Here is a 17489-nt window from a genome sequence, read left to right as displayed (position 1 = left end):
TGGAAGAAAATAATATATTTGATAAGATATTTATTAAACATAAGTTAACAATTCGAAGATGCCACTAAAAACTAATCATCCAGAAAAAAAAACATGGTTACCTGTACCCGTTAATTCTGATTTTCCCATTCAGAATATTCCTTTTGGAGTTTTCTTGACTAGGGATGATATAATCACCATTGGTTCTAGAATTGGTGATTACGCAATAGATCTAGGGGCATTGCATCAATTGGGGTATTTTAAGGATATTCCCTTGACTGATGATATATTTTTGCAGGATACCCTAAACGACTTTATATCCGACGGTAAAAAGACTTGGCGTTTGGTAAGAAACCGAATCAGTGAAATTTTCGATATCACCAACAACGTTTTGAAGAACAACGATGACCATAAGAGTATTGTTCTTTTTACCATGGACGAAATTGAAATGCAGCTTCCAGTGCAAATTGGGGACTATACGGATTTTTATTCCAGTAAGGAACACGCTACCAATGTAGGTAAAATGTTTAGAGATCCAGAAAATGCACTTCTTCCCAACTGGTTGCACATTCCTGTGGGATATCACGGGAGAAGTTCCTCTATTGTACCAAGTGGCACTGCTGTTAGAAGGCCTATGGGACAAACCCTTCCCACAGGGGCGGACCAACCCATTTTTGGTCCTTCCAAATTAGTGGATTTTGAGTTGGAAATGGCGTTTATAACTACAGATGCCAATGTTTTGGGAGAACCCATTCCCGTCGATGAGGCAGAGAACTACATTTTTGGAATGGTGCTATTTAACGATTGGAGTGCTAGGGATATCCAAAAATGGGAGTATGTGCCTCTAGGTCCTTTCCTTGCCAAAAATTTTGCATCATCCATCTCTCCATGGATCGTAACCTTGGACGCGCTGGAACCATTTAGGGTGGGCAGTCCTGTACAAACACCTAAACCCCTACCCTATTTACAGCAAACTGGAAAAAAAGGATTCGATATTAATTTAGAAGTTTCCATAAAGCCTGAAGGAGGCAAAGCCACCACAGTTACAAAATCCAACTTTAAGTATATGTATTGGACCATGGCGCAACAACTGGCTCACCATACTATAAATGGGTGCAAGGTAAATAGCGGTGACATGATGGGCAGTGGCACAATTTCGGGGCCAACGCCTGATACCTATGGTTCTATGTTAGAACTAACTTGGCGAGGGGAAAAACCCTTGACCTTGGAAGACGGATCAACGAGAAAGTTTATTGAAGATTACGATACAGTGGCCATAACCGGATATTGCCAAAAGGATAATGTACGTATTGGTTTTGGGGAAGTTTCCACCAAATTACTGCCTGTTTTTCAGCCAAAGAAAAAATAAAATATAAAAAATCAGCTCTTTTTTGTACGATACCAATGGGTTTAACGTTTTTGAATAGAACTATTTTGGCATAGCAATTGAACTATGTCCACAATAATTTTAAATCAAACGTTATGAAACAATCTTTACTCACCACATTAATGTTGTTTTTTTTAATCTCTTGCGGAGGGGTTAAAAAAACACAGGAAGCCCTGAATACGGGCAATTATGGCAATGCCATAAATACAGCCTTGAAAAACATTGCCGAAAATAAGACCAAGAAATCCAACCAGCCCTATATTCAATTATTGGAAGAGGCTTTTAAGAAAAATACCGAACGTGAACTTCAAGAAATTGCATTCTTAAAGAAGGACAACAATCCTGCTAACCACGAAGTTATTTTTAATCGCTATCAGAACTTAAAATCAATTCAGGAACGCATAAAACCTTTATTGCCATTACAATTATATGACGAAAATAGGAATGCCAGATTTGCATTTAAAGATTACGATGAGGAAATCCTAAAATCGAAACGCCAATTATCCGACTATCTGTACAACAATGCCACTGCCTTGTTAAACGCAGGTAACTACAAGGAAGATTTTAGAAAAGCTTTTGACCAATTTACCTATTTAAGCCAACTAAGTCCCAACTACAAGGATACCGAGCTTAAAATAGAAGAGGCCCATAACAAAGGTTTGGACTACGTTCAGGTAGTCATGATCAACGATTCGGAACAAATAGTCCCCAATCGCCTGGAACAGGAACTTTTAAATTTTAATACCTACGGATTAAACGATCTTTGGACGGTTTACCACACCAATTCCCTGGAAAATATTAAATACGACTATGAGATGCAGGTAGCCTTTAGGAACATAAATATAAGTCCTGAACAGATTACGGAAAAACAAATCTCTAAGGAAAAACAGATCAAGGATGGGTACAAATACGCGACAAATCCACAAGGAGAGGTTTTAAAGGACAGTTTGGGCAATAAAATAAAGGTTGATAAATTTAAAACTGTTAAATGCAACTTTTATCAGTTTACCCAACAGAAGTCGGTTGAAGTGGTTGGAAATGTTAGCTTTTTGGATTTGCAAAATCAACAACAAATCAATTCCTACCCTTTGTCCAGTCAATTTATCTTTAACCACGTTTATGCCAAACATAACGGGGACACAAGTGCCCTTGAGGAGGATATGGTTCCCTTGCTACAATTATCTGCGGTTCCATTCCCCAGTAACGAACAAATGGTTTATGATGCTGGAGAGGATCTAAAAGCGAAATTGAAAGGCATTGTCACTAGACATCGTTTCAATTAAACCTAAATAGGTCCACCTTATTTTTTAGTCACATTTTGTAAAATACATTTAGTTTAAAGAAAGGATATTCTTTAAACTAAATGTATTTTTTTATATCCAGTTGCGTAATGGCCCCATGGGATTCATGAGCTACTACCTCTCCGTTCTTAACCACAAGTAACTGTGGAGATTCATGAATAACACCAAAAATGCTACTGGCCTCATTGGAAACCGACCTGTAGTTGTGCAAATCAAGATAGTGTAGATCCAAACTGTTTGCAGGAATGTCATACCCCTCATTAAACCTGTTCATAACCATTCTACTAATTCCACAGGTCGTGGAGTGCTTAAATATTGCCTGAGGTTTGATCTTGGATCTTTCCCTTATTTTCTCCAACTGTTCAATTGACGCTAATGGAATCCATGGTGCCACCTTGGTTTCTTTTTTTTCTTTATTGTTTTCTTTCCCAAAAAGCGTATTAAATATTCCCATTTCGTAATTTTATAATTAAGTCGAATAATCCCACCAAACTTACATACTGACGAATTGTCGCGATAATTTCAATAATAAGTGACATTATGTCCTGTTAAAAACAGTGGTAAGGTTGTTGCCCTTACCACTTCAAAAGTAAACAATAACACAAAAAAAACAACTATATGAATTTTAATAACTTCACTATAAAATCCCAGGAGGCCATCCAACATGCCCATGAGATGGCGCAAGGTTTCGGCCACCAACAAATTGAGAACGAACATATTTTTAAGGCCATTTCCGAAGTAGAGGAAAATGTGCTGCCTTTTCTACTCAAAAAACTTAATGTAAACACCGCCTTATTAAATCAAATCCTGGAAAAAGAACTGGAAAGCTTCCCTAAAGTTTCCGGTGGAGAAATAATGCTTTCCAGGGAAGCCAATAAAACCTTGACCGAGGCCAGTATTATTGCAAAAAAAATGGAGGATGAATATGTCTCAGTAGAACATTTGCTGTTGGCTGTTTTCAAATCCAAAAGCAAAATAGCGCAAATTTTAAAAGATCAAGGAGTTACCGAAAAGGACTTTAAAGCTGCTATTTCCGAATTGAGAAAGGGAGGTAAGGTAACTTCACAGAGCGCAGAGGACACATACAACTCCTTGAACAAATACGCCCGAAATCTCAATGAACTTGCCGATAGCGGTAAACTGGACCCGGTTATTGGAAGGGACGAGGAAATAAGAAGGGTATTGCAAATTCTATCCAGAAGGACAAAAAACAACCCTATGTTGGTAGGTGAGCCCGGAGTGGGTAAAACAGCTATTGCCGAAGGTTTGGCCCACAGAATTGTACAGGGCGATATCCCTGAGAACCTTAAGGATAAAATAATTTTTTCATTGGACATGGGCGCTCTTATTGCGGGCGCCAAATACAAAGGTGAATTTGAGGAACGCTTAAAAGCGGTAATCAAGGAAGTAACCACTTCCGATGGCAATATTGTACTTTTTATAGATGAAATCCACACACTTGTAGGTGCTGGAGGAGGTCAGGGTGCAATGGATGCGGCCAATATTTTAAAGCCGGCCCTGGCCCGTGGTGAGCTTCGTGCAATAGGTGCCACCACCCTGGACGAGTATCAAAAGTATTTTGAGAAGGACAAGGCCTTGGAGCGAAGGTTTCAGAAAGTTATAGTGGATGAACCGGATACCGAAAGCGCCATATCCATTCTTAGAGGAATAAAAGAAAAGTACGAGGCGCATCATAAGGTAAGAATTAAGGACGAGGCCGTAATTGCGGCGGTAGAATTATCACAACGCTATATTACCAATAGATTTTTACCGGATAAGGCTATTGATTTAATGGATGAGGCCGCTTCCAAGTTAAGGATGGAAATTAATTCCAAACCGGAGGAACTCGATGTTTTAGACCGAAAAATAATGCAATTGGAGATTGAAATAGAAGCTATTAAGCGAGAAAACGACACTTCAAAATTAAAGGCCCTAAATATTGATCTTGCCAATTTAAAGGAGGATCGAAATGAAATCTTTGCAAAATGGGAAAGTGAAAAAACCGTAGTTGACGACATCCAAAAAACAAAGAACGATATTGAAAACTTTAAGTTGGATGCCGAAAGGGCCGAACGTAACGGGGATTATGGAAAAGTTGCCGAAATTAGGTATGGCAAAATAAAGGAAGCCCAGGAACGATTGGCAAAGCTTGAAAGCGAGCTGGAAGAACAGCAACTTGGAGAGACCCTGATCAAAGAAGAGGTTACCAATGAAGATATTGCTGAAGTAGTGGCCAAATGGACAGGAATCCCAGTTACGAAAATGCTCCAAAGTGAACGGGAAAAACTCTTAAAATTGGAAGATGTCCTCCATAAAAGAGTAGTAGGTCAGGAAGAGGCAATACAGGCGGTTTCCGATGCCATACGAAGAAGCAGGGCGGGATTACAGGACAGCAAAAGACCAATTGGCTCCTTCCTGTTCCTTGGGACCACCGGGGTAGGAAAAACTGAATTGGCCAAAACATTGGCCGCCTATCTTTTTGACGACGAAAATGCTATGACTCGAATTGACATGAGCGAATATCAAGAGCGGCACGCCGTAAGTAGATTGGTAGGTGCACCTCCAGGATATGTTGGCTATGACGAAGGTGGACAATTGACCGAGGCAGTGCGAAGAAGACCCTATTCCGTAGTTTTGCTGGATGAAATTGAAAAAGCGCATCCTGATACATTTAATGTCTTATTACAGGTATTGGACGAAGGTAGACTAACAGATAACAAAGGCCGTGTTGCGGATTTTAAGAATACCATAATTATTATGACCAGTAATATGGGAAGCCATATAATACAGGAAACATTTGAGAACAACAAGGACATCTATAGTGCCGCAGAAGCGGCACGGGTAGAAGTGCTGGGACTATTGCGGAAAACAATACGGCCAGAGTTCCTAAACCGCATAGATGACATTATCATGTTTACCCCCTTGAGCAAAAAAGACATAAGCAAGATAGTGGTACTCCAAATGGATCTGTTGAAAAAATTGGTTGCCAAGCAGAATATCACAATAGATGCAACGGACGAGGCTATTGAATATTTGGCCAACAAAGGGTACGACCCCCAATATGGTGCACGGCCCATAAAGAGGGTAATTCAGAAAGAAGTATTGAACAATATTTCCAAAGAATTGCTAAGTGGCAAAATTCAACCAGGTGGAATTATTCTCATAGACTCTTTTGACGACCAATTGGTCTTTAGAAATGAAAGTGAACTTGCAAAATAAATTGATCCTTAACGTTACGAGGGCATCCCAATTAAAATTGGATGCCCTTTTTTTATTAACAATAAATACCATGCAGTATAATATTTTTTATATTAGCATAAAACTGTAAGGACATGTCTACAAAAGCTGAAAGAACCACTGCCTATATCATCGAAACTGTTGCGCCAATTTTTAACAAACTTGGATATGTGGGAACTAGCATGAGCGACCTTACCGAGGCTACCGGACTTACCAAAGGAGCTATCTACGGGAATTTCGAAAACAAGGACTCCTTGGCACTTGCCGCATTTGAATACAATAGCAAAAAACTATTGTCTGAAATTGACGAAAAACTAAATTCGAGCGGAACTTCCCTTCAAAAACTATTTGTACTAACAAATTTTTATCGAAACTACGACACCTTTGTTGAAGAATTGGGAGGCTGCCCAATTTTAAATGTTGGTGTAGATGCCAATCACAATAATTCACAGTTATTGGCCGCAACCAGGGAAACAATAAAAACGATTGAAGGAAAAATTGCCTTGGTTCTAGAAAATGGGCTAAACAACAATGAACTTAGATTACCGGTAACCCCCCTTCAGTTTTCCAAACAACTATTTACAATGATACAGGGAGCCGTTGCCATGGCAACAATTACAGGTGACAGAAAATACTTGATTAACACTATAGCCTACTTGGACCAATTAATTGTCCGTGAGATAAAAAAATAACCTAGAACTATTCCCCGATTATCCTAAATATCCACGTTTTTTCTGAATATTTGCCGTTAAAGTCATTATCCCTTGCCGCTTCGGCATCAATTAGAGTATCGAACCTTTCCAAATATACGTAGTCCCAATTGGTCTTCTCTAGGTGGAAAAACTTAGCTTCAATACCTTTTTTATCAAGGTTTTGAATAAATATATCACGGTATCTACTGGTACCATAAACATTGCCAATAAGATAAAATCCAGCTTTTTGACCCTGAAGTTTATCTACTTCCTCATAATGTCCTTGTGTCACAGATTTACCCGCCTTCTTTCTAGCCGCAATCCTGTCCAAATCTTCCTGAATTTTCTTGGCTAAGGCCAGTTCCATATTATTTATAGAATCCAATCTTTGCTGCTCCTTCATTTGCACAGCCTTGGCCATAGCCTCGGCCTCCTGCTTTTCCTTTAATCTTTTTGCTGCTGCCAATTCCTCGGCCACTCTCAATTCTTCTGCCAAGGCCCTCTTTTTCTTACCTCTAACCCGTTTTTGTTTTTTGGTTTTTTTATTCGCATTTTGCTCAGCTAGGGCCTCTGCTTTTGTAAGATCTTCCTTCATTTTTACTTCCTCTGCTTTCCGGTCTTCTTCTTCACTTAGATTTTCCTTCTGCAGTTTCGCCAACGCTTCCTGCTCCTCATCCACATCAAAACCTACTACCTTTTTACGGTCATCAGGACTACCCAAAGTATAGGCTGCAATTATTTCAAAACTTGGATCCTGATCCTTGATATCAGCATCCGTGCCGTATTCTATTAAGGCACCCAATGACAAATGCTTAAAAAATCTACCTCCCAAACCACCGGATAGACCGTAAAAACTATTATAACCACCCTGCAACCAGAATTTATTGGACGACAATAGGGCATTTAGCCCAACCTGGGTATCCCCATAAGGTACAGATTTCACATATAATAAAGGTCGGAGATAAGCATTATCCACACCGCTGAAAAGTGTTAACGGAAACTGATAGTCCACCATGCCTAAGTAGATCTTTTCATTAGTTTCTGAATAACTTTTGTTGGTAGAAAAATTATAATCAAAAAGGTTTTCCGCAGTAAAACCAACACTAAATCCATCTATGGAAAACCTGACCCCTGGTGCAAATTGCATAATAAAGGCATTGGACACTTCCAATTGCGGTATTAATATATCGGGATCCGGATTATAGCGGTCATCTGCAATTTCACTACTGAAACCAAAGACGTTAAGCCCTACAGACAATTGCATATTATTGTCAAAATTAAAGGCATATGCATAATTCAGCACTCCGCCGGTATTTAAAAACACCCCCGTATTATTTTGGACAAACCCAACACCTATGGACGATTGAGCGTTTATTTTTCTAGAATAATTTAAAAAAATGGAAGTTGGGTCAGCATCTATTGTTTGCCATTGATACCTGGACCACCATGCAATGGACTGCGGATTGTTCCTGTCAAGAGAAAAAACGGGATTAAATAAACTGGAGTTGAATTCATTTAAATTGTGTTGCCTAAGATCGGTTGGAAGAGCAACCTCTTGGGCATGCGTAAAAAATATCGCAAACAAAATAGCATAAATAGCATACTTTTTATCCATATACAAAAGAACAAAAAACTGCGGGCACTACATACTTTTTTAATGTAATTTTAGTTACATTACAAGAATAATCATTTACCAAAAATAGAATTGACCATGAAAAATATAAAACTGCTATTAATTCTAGCCTTAACTTTTGGCAACATGGCCTGTAGGGACGAACCAAAGTTACCCTTGGAAATTGCAGAAGATTATATTTCCACCTTTTATTTCATTAGACATGCCGAAAAAGATCGCAGCAATCCGGAAAATATAGATCCCGAATTGAATCAGGATGGGTTGGGACGCGCCATCCGTTGGGCAGAGGTTTTTGACCCGGTAGCCCTAGATGCCATTTATATCACGGATTTTGAAAGAACGGCTATGACGGCAGCGCCTACTTCCGTAAAAAAAGAAATTACACCACAATATTACGACCCCAAAGCAATTATTATAGAAGAATTTAAACAAGAGAACAAAGGCAAGAACGTTCTTATCGTTGGCCACAGCAATACCACCCCGGAATTTGTAAATCTAATATTGGGGGAAGAAAAATACGAGCACATGGACGACTATGACAATAGCAGCCTTTTTATTGTGCGGATAATAAATGGAAAAGCCTCGGATATTAGATTAAAAATGGATTAATCGGTCGCCACTACAGCAATATCCTCCAATTCTATTTTTGACAATAATTTCAATTGACCCCGTGCATAAAGATCTCCAACCTCATATATAGAGGCAACTTCCGGGGAGGCTTCATAGTTTTCATAATCTACAAAACGGATACCCCTTATGTAGCGTTCATTGTAAGCAGCTCTAAAACGGATTCCACCACCGTCCACATGAAATTCATACGCTAGGTAGTCGGGCTTAAAGGTCTCCTTATTAAACCAATACAAATAAATATCATCATAGTCGTCCCCGCCACCTTTTTGATCAAAGCTTACCTTTAACTTGTAATACTCTTCACCGTTTAGGGTAACCTCACCCAACAACTCCTTATTAACCGCGGGATCGTTTAAACCAAACGGAAGATTTGCAAAATAATGTACTGAATTTACCGAATTTGCGAACACATTGGCCATCGAATCTTTTAAAGGTACCAAGCTATCATTAATGAAACGCTTTAAACCATAAGTGCTTTTTACATCCGACACCTTTGTGGAATCTGTGCGCTTTATCCGTTTTAAAATTCTACTACCGTCATTCCATTCAGAGGCATATTGAAAATCTCTAAATTTAAAAGCGATATCGCTGGTTTTATACAAATCCCCACCGCTTACCAATATTGACCTATCCACTATTTCCTGGGCAGAAATTGAGGTCGCCATTTTCTCCTTACATGAAACCATTAATAAAATCAATAACAAAGGGTATACCGTTCTCATCTCAATAATTTTAAGATTAATCGTAAAGTTGTTCCAATCATTACAAAAAAAGAAGCATGTGTCCAATCTTATACGTAAAATCTATACGTAAGCGCTAATTGCCAATCGGATAATTGTTGCTATTTTTGTCAAACATATGCAGAAAAAAATAAACATAAAAAACAAAAGGGCTCGATTTGATTACGAGTTGTTGGACACCTATACTGCGGGCATTGTATTATCCGGTACCGAAATCAAATCCATCAGGGAGGGCCAGGCCTCGATCTCTGAAAGTTTTTGTGAATTTAATGATCTGAGTGAATTATTTGTCATTAATATGCAGGTTGATGAATATTCCCATGGAACCCATTATAACCATAAGCCAAAAGCGGAGCGAAAACTTTTACTGAACCGAGGTGAGCTTAAAAAACTGGAAAAGGAAGTAAAAAATTCGGGCCTTACCATTATCCCTTTGAACCTCTTCCTAAATGACAGGGGGTTGGCCAAAATAAACATTGCTTTGGCTAGGGGTAAAAAATTATATGACAAGCGCGAAACCATAAAAGATCGTGACAACAAGAAAAACCTGGACCGAATTAAAAAAAGTTTTAATAATTAGTGAGTTCCCTAATTCTTATCCTCCAATAAGGGTACAAATCTAAAAGACCCTAATTCTTTTTTCTCAAATTCCTTGGCAGATTTCCGGACATATAAGGTCATTATTTGTTCATCCAATCCCACAGGTATCACCAACCTTCCTCCTATCTTAAGTTGTGCCAACAAAGGATTTGGCACAAATGGAGCCCCGGCAGTTACAATGATACTATCAAAAGGCGCCTCTTCAGGCAACCCCTTATAACCATCCCCGAAAATTACTTTTTTGGGCCTGTACCCCATTTTTTTAAAAAAGAGATTCGTCTTTTTAAAGAGCTCCAGTTGGCGCTCAATGGTATATACCTTGGCCATAAGTTTCAATAAAACGGCAGTTTGGTAACCACTGCCCGTACCTATTTCCAAAATTTTATGATTTGGCTTTACCTGTAAAAGTTCTGACTGGAAGGCCACTGTATACGGCTGGGAGATGGTTTGGTCCGCCCCTATGGGGAAAGCTTTATCCTGATATGCATGATCTTCAAAACTACTATCCAAAAACAAGTGTCTTGGCACTGCGCGGATGGCATTTAGGACGGCATTATCAGCAATTCCCTTTTCTGCAAGAATGTCCGCCAATTTGTTGCGCATTCCGCGATGTTTTAATGTATCTTTCAATTGATTGGTTTTGGTCTGTAAAGTTAAAAAACGAAAAACTTAAAATGAAAAAATCGGGTAAATTACATGCTGCAATCTAACTTATTCTGCTATCTGCTGGTAATTTAAATCTGAATTTATTTTTAATCTCCAAACCAAAGCTCCATTGTCCCCGAATAATTTTTATCAATTTCCTAAATTATATATCGCACAAAAGAAGGTGTATTAAACCTAACTTTTATTTTTTAAGCCCTTAAACTTGCAAACTATCCTTATTTTTGAAGAAAATAAATACATATGCTTAATGTTGGCGTCCTAGGAGCAGGACATTTAGGAAAAATTCATCTTAGATTACTCAATGAGTCCAAAAAATATAATTTAGTAGGATTTTACGACCCAGATGTTATAAATGGGAAAAAAGTAGAAGTGGAATTCGGATATACTTTTTATGAAAACATCAACAAACTAATAGATGCCGTTGACGTTATAGACATTGTTACCCCTACCCTTTCCCACTTCGACTGCGCCAAAAAGGCAATGGAAAAGGGGAAACATGTTTTCATTGAAAAACCCATCACCAACACAATAGCAGAAGCTGATGAATTGTTGCTGTTGGAGAAAAAATATCAGGTAAAAGGACAAGTAGGCCATGTGGAAAGATTTAACCCAGCGTTTATGGCCGTAAAAGGAAACATTAACAACCCCATGTTCATTGAAACCCATAGATTGGCAGAATTCAACCCAAGAGGAACTGATGTGCCGGTTGTTTTGGATTTGATGATCCATGATATCGACGCCATCCTGAGTGTGGTAAAGTCCGAGGTTAAACAAATTAATGCCAGTGGAGTATCTGTGATTAGCAATTCGCCCGATATTGCCAATGCCAGAATAGAGTTCGAGAATGGTTGTGTTGCCAACCTAACAGCAAGTAGAATTTCCTTGAAAAACATGCGTAAGTCACGCTTTTTCCAAAAAGACGCCTATATCGCAGTGGATTTTCTGGAGAAAAAAGTGGAAGTGGTAAAAATGAAGGACGCCCCGGAAAAACCTGGAGATTTTGATATGATCTTGCAGAATGCCGAAGGCGTAAAAAAACAGATCTATTTTGAAAACCCCGACATAGCTTCCAACAATGCTATTCTTGACGAGCTGGAAACCTTCGCGGACGCCATAAACCACAATACCGTCCCTGTGGTAAGTCTGGAACAAGGTACCCGCGCTTTAAGGGTCGCCTTGGAGGTTATTAAATCGTTTCAAAAGGAATAGAAGTAAGGATTAAATATTCTAAAAATCAAACTAACCTATTAGGTCCTAAATTCTAGGTAAAAACATATACAAATGAAAAACATAGCAGTCATCGGAGCCGGTACAATGGGTAATGGCATTGCCCATGTATTTGCACAAAATGGATATAAAACCAACCTCATAGATATTTCTCAGGACTCTTTGGACAGGGGCATGACAACTATAGGTAAAAACCTGGACAGAATGTTGGCCAAGGAGCTTATCACCGAAAATGACAAGAAATCCACCTTGGGCAACATCACTCCCTACACCAAACTTGCGGATGGGGTTGGGAAGGTCGACTTGGTAATTGAGGCCACCACTGAAAACACTGCCCTAAAACTTAAAATCTTCAAAGAATTGGATACCATCTGCGAACCGAGCACGGTTTTGGCAACCAATACCTCATCCATTTCCATAACACAGATAGCTGCCGCCACCAATAGGGCCGACAAGGTTATTGGCATGCATTTTATGAATCCCGTACCCATTATGCAATTGGTAGAGATTATACGGGGTTACAATACTTCCAGTGAGGTGACGAAAACCATTATGGATCTTTCTTTGAAACTTGGAAAAACTCCAACAGAAGTGAATGATTATCCTGGTTTTGTAGCCAACCGCATTTTAATGCCCATGATCAATGAAGCCATAGAAACCTTGTACAATAACGTTGCCGGGGTTAACGAAATAGATACGGTCATGAAATTGGGCATGGCGCATCCAATGGGTCCCTTACAACTGGCAGATTTTATTGGATTGGATGTTTGCCTGTCTATACTAAATGTTATGTATGACGGATTTAAAAATCCCAAATATGCACCGTGTCCCCTATTGGTCAATATGGTAACTGCAGGAAAATTAGGTATTAAATCAGGGGAAGGTTTTTATGATTATTCCCAATACAGAAAGGCCGAGAAAGTTTCAAAACAGTTTACATAACAGTCAATTGAGGCACTATATATAAATTATAGGTTTAATCAATTATAATCCCCAATATGGATTAAGGTCAAATAAAAACAAGCTAATGTCCATTAAAGATAATTTAAAGAAAATCATGGAATCGCTTCCGGCCCACGTTAAACTGGTAGCGGTTTCCAAAACTAAACCTATAGCTGACATATTGGATGCCTATGAGGCCGGACAAAGGGTTTTTGGCGAAAATAAAATCCAGGAAATGACGCAGAAATGGGAAGTTCTTCCAAAGGATATCCAATGGCATATGATTGGCCATATACAGCGTAATAAGGTTAAGTATATGGCGGAATTTGTATCCTTGATCCATGGGGTGGACTCCCTAAAACTATTGAAGGAAATAAATAAACAGGCCAAAACGCACGATCGGGTTATACCTTGTCTCCTACAGATTCACATCGCCGAGGAGGATACTAAATTTGGTTTTGACGAGGATGAATTGAGTGAAATTATAACTTCAACCGACTTTCAACAACTAACTAACATTAGGATAGTTGGTTTAATGGGGATGGCTACTTTTACAGATAACATTCCGCAAATTAGAAAGGAATTTAAACGACTTAAAGGCTTATTTAAAAAAACCAAAACCTTACTTCCCAACCTGTCGGAACTATCAATGGGAATGAGCGGGGATTACGAGATTGCCATTGAGGAAGGCAGCACCATGATACGAGTTGGCAGCAGCATTTTTGGGGCCAGAAATTAGCACAAAAACTTGCCATTTCTTTGAAAAGAGAATATGTATCTTTGTTTATCAATCCGAATTAGAAATAATAGATGTACGTCATATTAGATATTGAAACCACAGGGGGAAAATACAATGAAGAGGGGGTTACAGAAATTGCCATCCATAGATTTGACGGGCATAAGGTGGTTGACCAATTTATAAGCTTGGTAAATCCTGAAAAGGAGATTCAGCCATTTGTGGTCAATCTTACCGGCATCAATAACAATATGCTGCGTACAGCTCCAAAATTTTATGAAGTAGCCAAGCGTATAGTAGAAATTACGGAAGACGCTGTAATCGTAGCCCATAATGCCCAGTTCGACTACCGTATATTACGCACAGAATTTAGAAGGTTAGGATTTAATTTTGAACGCAAGACCCTTTGTACCGTTGAACTTGCAAAGCAATTGCTTCCGGATTCAGAATCCTACAGCCTTGGAAAACTGGTGCGTTCCTTGGGTATCCCCGTAAGTGACCGCCATAGGGCCAATGGGGATGCATTGGCCACTTTACAGCTATTTAAACTTTTACTTTTAAAGGACCTAGATAAAACTATTGTTAGAAGCGTTTTAAGAAGTGAAACTCAAGGCGAGTTGTCACCAAGACAGCTTGATATGGTAGACGAATTGCCTTCAGAAACCGGGGTATACTATTTACACAATAAGGATGGCGATATTATTTTGTTGGGCAAAAGCAGTAACATAAAAAAAAGGGTCAACCAGCATTTTACAAACAATAGCTCCAAGGCCAGGAAAATTCAAAAAGAAACCAAAAGAGTTTCTTATGAAAAAACGGGCAATGAACTTGCTGCACTATTAAAAGAAAATGCTGAATTATTACGAAACAAGCCCAAATACAATTCCTTTTACAAGAGAAGGTTATTTTCACATGGACTATACCAATCCGTTGATGTGAATGGCTATTTAGCACTGACCGCTGAGCCGATCGACCTAAAAAAAAGGCCGGTAGCCACTTTTAACAGCCTTCAAGGTGCCGAGAATTTTCTACATAAGATTAGGGAGGAGTTTCAATTGTGCAATAAAATAAATGGGCTATCGCAGGCTAAAATGCATTGTTCCCATTACGAGGACAAATGTTGCCTTGGAGCCTGTATCGAACAGGAGCCTACAGAATCCTATAATGAAAGAACCAGACAAGCCATTGAAAAATACAGTTTCTCAAAAAAGAGCGTCTTGATCATGGACAGAGGTAGGGAAATTGGCGAACGTTGTGGAATAGAAATCAAAGATGGTGTTTTTAAAGGCCTTGGATATTTTAATTTAAACCATCAAATCAATAATATTCATATCTTGGAATCCATAATAACACCTATGGAAGGAAATGAAAACACGACCCATATCATTTCAAGCTATCTAAGAAAAAAAAAGGTCTTAAAAATTCTAGAACTAAAACACTAAACTTTGAAAGTTAACAAAAGCTGGAAACGCAAGATTCACGAAGTAATCTACGGGACCCATACGCCCGCCGGGAGATTTTTTGATATAATTTTACTTGTTGTAATTGTCTATAGTGTAATCATCGTAATGCTCGAGAGCGTCCCCACCTTTGACGAAAAGCACCATAAATTTTTAAACTATTCGGAATGGACGGTCACTATACTTTTTTCTATTGAATACATTTTAAGAATCGTGTCCATCAACCGGCCCAAAAAGTATATTTTTAGCTTCTTTGGCATAGTGGACCTACTATCCACCATTCCCAAATATCTTTCCCTATTCCTGGTCGGTTCCCAGTTCATTACAGCTTTTCGCATTTTAAGATTATTAAGGGTTTTTAGAATTTTAAAATTAGTACGTTTTGTTGGGGAATCGAACAATCTGATCAGGGCCCTACATGCCAGTAGAACCAAAATATTCGTTTTTGTATTCTTTGTTATTGTAATATCTGTTTTATTGGGAACTGTAATGTATATCGTTGAAGGGCCTACCCATGGTTTTTCCAGTATCCCTCACAGTGTTTATTGGACCATTGTTACCCTTACCACTGTTGGATATGGCGATATTTCCCCAGAAACTCCCTTGGGCCAATTTATCGCAACTCTAATAATGATCATTGGTTATGGAGTAATTGCGGTTCCTACGGGAATTGTTTCTGCTGAATACACTACAGGAGCAATCAATAAAAGAAAATTGGACACAGAGAGAACCTGCCCGGAGTGCGGCACTGAAATAATACGTTTGGATGCACAGTACTGCAGGCAATGTGGACACAGATTAAGTGAAGATTAATGGAGGGTAAAAATCTTATTAGCGTTGTTGGACCAACTGCGATAGGGAAGACATCCTTGGCCATTGCCATTGCCAAACATTACAACACCGAGATCATTTCCGCCGATTCTCGACAGTTTTTCAAAGAGATGTCCATTGGAACTGCGGTACCATCCCCGGATGAGTTAGCTGTTGTTCCACATCATTTTATTCAACACAAAAGCATATTTGAAGATTATTCTGTTGGGGATTTTGAACGGGAAGCCATTAAAAAGCTGGAAGTACTTTTCCAACAATACGATATTGTTGTTATGGTGGGCGGTAGCGGATTATACATTGATGCCATAAAATACGGACTGGATAATTTTCCCTCTATAGACCCAAATGTGCGCGAAAAGCTAAACCTCACTTTAACAAACGAAGGTATTTTAAGCCTTCAGGAGAAACTTAAATCTTTGGATGTGGAATATTACAACAAAGTGGACCTAAACAATCCACATAGGCTAATTAGGGCTCTGGAGGTATGTATTGGCACCGGCCTTCCTTACAGCTCTTTCCTCAATCAAGAAAAAGTACATAGAAATTTTAATTCGATTACCATAGGCATAAGCGCGGAAAGAAAGGCGATCTACGACCGAATAAACCAAAGAGTGGATATAATGTTGGAAGAGGGATTATTGGAAGAGACCAAATCCTTAAAAAAGCATCAGAACCTAAATGCACTACAAACAGTAGGTTATAGGGAACTATTTAGGTATTTAGATGGTGAAGACGATTTGGACACCGCCATTGCAGAAATAAAGAAGAATACCAGGAGGTTTGCAAAAAGGCAATTAACATGGTTGAGAAAAAAAGAGGATATCCTTTGGGTAGACTATGAATATGACCAGGAAGCACTTTTTAGAAAAGTAGAACAAAAAATAGATGGTCTATGACGGACGGTAAAAAAAATATTCTTTTTGTAATCGGTGTTTCCGGAACCGGTAAATCTACAATCGGGAAGTTGCTGGCTGAAAAATTAGACCTCGCTTTTTATGATGGTGACGATTTTCACTCGGAATCCAATATAAAAAAAATGGCCAATAAAAATCCCCTTACGGACGAAGATCGATATGACTGGCTGTTAACGCTGAACCAATTGGCCATAGACAATAAGGAGAAAGGTGCCGTTATTGTCTGTTCCGCATTAAAGGAATCCTATAGAAAATTACTGGAAAGCAAAATTGAAGATTTGGTAATATGGGTTTCCCTGGAAGGCTCTTTCGAATTGCTATTGGACCGATTGCAAAAACGGAAGGGCCACTTTATGCCCGCAGATTTGCTACGCTCCCAACTGGACACCTTTGAAGCTCCTACCAAGGCCATAAAGATATCCATTGAGCCCGGTCCCGAAGAAATTGTGGATCAAATATTGAGGGAATACACCAGAACTAAAGGATATTAAACCCTAAAGCACGCCTTGGCACC

Annotated in this window: 17 protein-coding genes; 13 read left to right on the top strand and 4 right to left on the bottom strand. The window is 39.0% G+C overall.

The window, feature by feature from the left end; genetic code table 11:
- Positions 1-58 precede the first annotated feature (58 nt).
- Together fahA and CWD91_RS11145 are read left to right on the top strand one after the other, a co-directional pair.
- Entirely contained in the window at positions 59-1348 is a 1290-nt protein-coding gene (fahA, locus tag CWD91_RS11150; RefSeq protein ID WP_103441039.1) for a fumarylacetoacetase, read from the top strand.
- Between the two features lie 113 nt (positions 1349-1461).
- Positions 1462-2649: a hypothetical protein gene (locus CWD91_RS11145; protein WP_103441038.1), complete on the top strand. Its 1188-nt coding sequence runs from the start codon at positions 1462-1464 to the stop codon at positions 2647-2649.
- A gap of 76 nt (positions 2650-2725) precedes the next feature.
- On the opposite strand, the gene ytxJ is transcribed toward CWD91_RS11145, so the two are convergent.
- Entirely contained in the window at positions 2726-3121 is a 396-nt protein-coding gene (ytxJ, locus tag CWD91_RS11140; RefSeq protein ID WP_103441037.1) for a bacillithiol system redox-active protein YtxJ, read from the bottom strand.
- Between the two features lie 164 nt (positions 3122-3285).
- On the opposite strand from ytxJ, the gene clpB reads away from it, so the two are divergent.
- Together clpB and CWD91_RS11130 are read left to right on the top strand one after the other, a co-directional pair.
- Positions 3286-5886, top strand: coding sequence for an ATP-dependent chaperone ClpB (gene clpB / locus CWD91_RS11135; protein ID WP_103441036.1), 2601 nt, complete (start codon positions 3286-3288; stop codon positions 5884-5886).
- Positions 5887-5999: 113 nt separating this feature from the next.
- Positions 6000-6596 (top strand): TetR/AcrR family transcriptional regulator, encoded by a 597-nt coding sequence (locus CWD91_RS11130; protein ID WP_103441035.1) that lies wholly within the window; start codon positions 6000-6002, stop codon positions 6594-6596.
- A gap of 7 nt (positions 6597-6603) precedes the next feature.
- On the opposite strand, the gene CWD91_RS11125 is transcribed toward CWD91_RS11130, so the two are convergent.
- On the bottom strand, positions 6604-8211 hold the full coding sequence (locus CWD91_RS11125; protein ID WP_103441034.1) for a PorP/SprF family type IX secretion system membrane protein: 1608 nt from the start codon (positions 8209-8211) through the stop codon (positions 6604-6606).
- 96 nt (positions 8212-8307) lie between these two features.
- Between CWD91_RS11125 and CWD91_RS11120 the strand changes: the two genes are divergently transcribed.
- On the top strand, positions 8308-8838 hold the full coding sequence (locus tag CWD91_RS11120) for a SixA phosphatase family protein (RefSeq protein WP_103441033.1): 531 nt from the start codon (positions 8308-8310) through the stop codon (positions 8836-8838).
- Here CWD91_RS11120 and CWD91_RS11115 read toward each other — a convergent pair.
- Positions 8835-9581 (bottom strand): DUF6503 family protein, encoded by a 747-nt coding sequence (locus CWD91_RS11115; protein ID WP_103441032.1) that lies wholly within the window; start codon positions 9579-9581, stop codon positions 8835-8837. The two genes, CWD91_RS11120 and CWD91_RS11115, sit on opposite strands and share 4 nt — an antisense overlap.
- A gap of 136 nt (positions 9582-9717) precedes the next feature.
- Here CWD91_RS11115 and smpB point away from each other — a divergent pair, with 136 nt between their 5' ends.
- Positions 9718-10179 (top strand): SsrA-binding protein SmpB, encoded by a 462-nt coding sequence (gene smpB / locus CWD91_RS11110; protein WP_103441031.1) that lies wholly within the window; start codon positions 9718-9720, stop codon positions 10177-10179.
- Positions 10180-10187: 8 nt separating this feature from the next.
- On the opposite strand, the gene CWD91_RS11105 is transcribed toward smpB, so the two are convergent.
- On the bottom strand, positions 10188-10829 hold the full coding sequence (locus CWD91_RS11105; protein WP_103441030.1) for a protein-L-isoaspartate(D-aspartate) O-methyltransferase: 642 nt from the start codon (positions 10827-10829) through the stop codon (positions 10188-10190).
- A 276-nt stretch (positions 10830-11105) separates the two neighbouring features.
- Between CWD91_RS11105 and CWD91_RS11100 the strand changes: the two genes are divergently transcribed.
- From CWD91_RS11100 to CWD91_RS11075, 7 genes are all read left to right on the top strand, one after another.
- Positions 11106-12074, top strand: coding sequence for a Gfo/Idh/MocA family protein (locus CWD91_RS11100; protein WP_103441029.1), 969 nt, complete (start codon positions 11106-11108; stop codon positions 12072-12074).
- A gap of 72 nt (positions 12075-12146) precedes the next feature.
- Positions 12147-13034: a 3-hydroxyacyl-CoA dehydrogenase family protein gene (locus CWD91_RS11095; protein ID WP_103441028.1), complete on the top strand. Its 888-nt coding sequence runs from the start codon at positions 12147-12149 to the stop codon at positions 13032-13034.
- A gap of 85 nt (positions 13035-13119) precedes the next feature.
- Positions 13120-13773 carry a YggS family pyridoxal phosphate-dependent enzyme gene (locus tag CWD91_RS11090; protein ID WP_103441027.1) on the top strand — a complete coding sequence of 218 codons (654 nt, stop codon included), beginning with the start codon at positions 13120-13122 and terminating at the stop codon, positions 13771-13773.
- Between the two features lie 71 nt (positions 13774-13844).
- A complete protein-coding gene (locus CWD91_RS22805; RefSeq protein WP_192877658.1) occupies positions 13845-15212 on the top strand; it encodes an exonuclease domain-containing protein in 1368 nt (455 codons plus the stop codon).
- 3 nt (positions 15213-15215) lie between these two features.
- A complete protein-coding gene (locus CWD91_RS22800; protein ID WP_192877657.1) occupies positions 15216-16043 on the top strand; it encodes an ion transporter in 828 nt (275 codons plus the stop codon).
- Positions 16043-16957 carry a tRNA (adenosine(37)-N6)-dimethylallyltransferase MiaA gene (gene miaA, locus CWD91_RS11080; protein WP_103441026.1) on the top strand — a complete coding sequence of 305 codons (915 nt, stop codon included), beginning with the start codon at positions 16043-16045 and terminating at the stop codon, positions 16955-16957. The genes CWD91_RS22800 and miaA overlap by 1 nt, the downstream gene beginning before the upstream one ends.
- The gene (locus CWD91_RS11075; RefSeq protein WP_103441025.1) at positions 16954-17466 is read left to right on the top strand and encodes a gluconokinase; all 513 of its coding nucleotides are present in this window, start codon (positions 16954-16956) and stop codon (positions 17464-17466) included. The genes miaA and CWD91_RS11075 overlap by 4 nt, the downstream gene beginning before the upstream one ends.
- Positions 17467-17489 lie beyond the last annotated feature (23 nt).

Source organism: Arenibacter hampyeongensis (assembly GCF_002909255.1).
GTDB lineage: Bacteria > Bacteroidota > Bacteroidia > Flavobacteriales > Flavobacteriaceae > Arenibacter > Arenibacter hampyeongensis.
Note: the sequence above shows the minus strand (reverse complement) of the source record. Positions and strands in the feature narration are given on the sequence as shown.